Origin of the sequence: Nguyenibacter vanlangensis, assembly GCF_013376155.1 — a bacterium.
GTDB lineage: Bacteria > Pseudomonadota > Alphaproteobacteria > Acetobacterales > Acetobacteraceae > Gluconacetobacter > Gluconacetobacter vanlangensis.
The window spans coordinates 1-1,012 of the sequence record NZ_JABXXP010000892.1; the positions used below are offsets into that span (position 1 = coordinate 1).

1 protein-coding gene and 2 pseudogenes are annotated in these 1,012 nt (G+C 67.7%); all 3 read right to left on the minus strand.

Annotated elements, in window-relative coordinates; all coding sequences use genetic code 11:
* Nucleotides 1–84: pseudogene (locus tag HUK84_RS22945) on the minus strand (recombination mediator RecR); the annotation flags it as partial.
* 74 nt (nucleotides 85–158) lie between these two features.
* Nucleotides 159–482 (minus strand): YbaB/EbfC family nucleoid-associated protein, encoded by a 324-nt coding sequence (locus tag HUK84_RS19940; RefSeq protein ID WP_176641753.1) that lies wholly within the window; start codon nucleotides 480–482, stop codon nucleotides 159–161.
* Nucleotides 483–495: 13 nt separating this feature from the next.
* Nucleotides 496–1,012: pseudogene (locus HUK84_RS19945) on the minus strand (DNA polymerase III subunit gamma/tau); the annotation flags it as partial.

Consider the following 1,012-nt stretch of genomic DNA (forward strand, 5'->3'; position numbering starts at 1 on the left):
CGCCGCCCGGCGGGCCGAGCGGGGACCGAGGCCCGGCAGGCGGGCCAGCAGCGCGATCAGCCGTTCGATATCCGTGCCGCCCATCGGGTGCGCCGCCCTCTTATGGTCCGCCTAATATGGTCCGCTTGATATGATCCGCCCTGGTCGTCCGCGCGGACTCAGAACGGGAATTTCAGGCCCGCCGGCAGGTTCATGCCGCCCGTGACCTTCTTCATTTCCTCGGACGCGTGCTCGTCCAACTGCTTGCGGGCATCGGCGCAGGCCGCGACGATCAGGTCCTGCAGCATTTCCATTTCCTCGGGGTCGGCCAGCTTGGGGTCGATCTTGACCGCCTTCATGTCGCCCTTGCCGTTCAGCGTGACATGGACCATGCCGGCGCCGGCGCTGCCTTCGATCGTCATGGTTTCCAGCTTGGCCTGCATTTCTTCCATGCGGGCCTGCATCTGGCTCGCCTGTTTCATCAGGCCGGCAAGATTCTTCATCGGTGTCGTCTCCTTACCTGTCGTCGTTCGCGTCCAAATCGTCCTCGTCCACCAGTTCGGCATCGAGGGGTGCGAATTCCAGATCCGGCGCCAGTACGGCGGATGACGCCTCTTCGGGCGGCAGGCCGTAATCGTCAAGCGAATGATCGGTCACGGCCCCCATGACCGCGTCGGGGAAACGGGCGAAGATCGCACGGACCAGGGGATGGGCCTCGGCCGCCGCGCGGTGGAATTCGATGATTTCCGCCCCCTGCTCGGCCAGGGTCGGCTGGCCTTCGGCGGTCGAGGCGTGGACCGTCCAGTCCTGGCCGGTTTCGCGGCGCAGCAGGGTTTCCAGCCGGCGGGTCAGGCCGGGCAGGCCGCCGCGATCGACCCGGATCTCGACCCGGAGCGGCGCGAAGGCGACCAGATGGGTGGAGTGGCGCAGATGGCCGTGCAGCATGGCGTCGCGCCCCGAGACGAAGGCCACGACCTCCCGCCAGGTCGCCAGCGCCGTGGGCTGGGCGTCCGGAGGGGGCTGGATTTCCGGC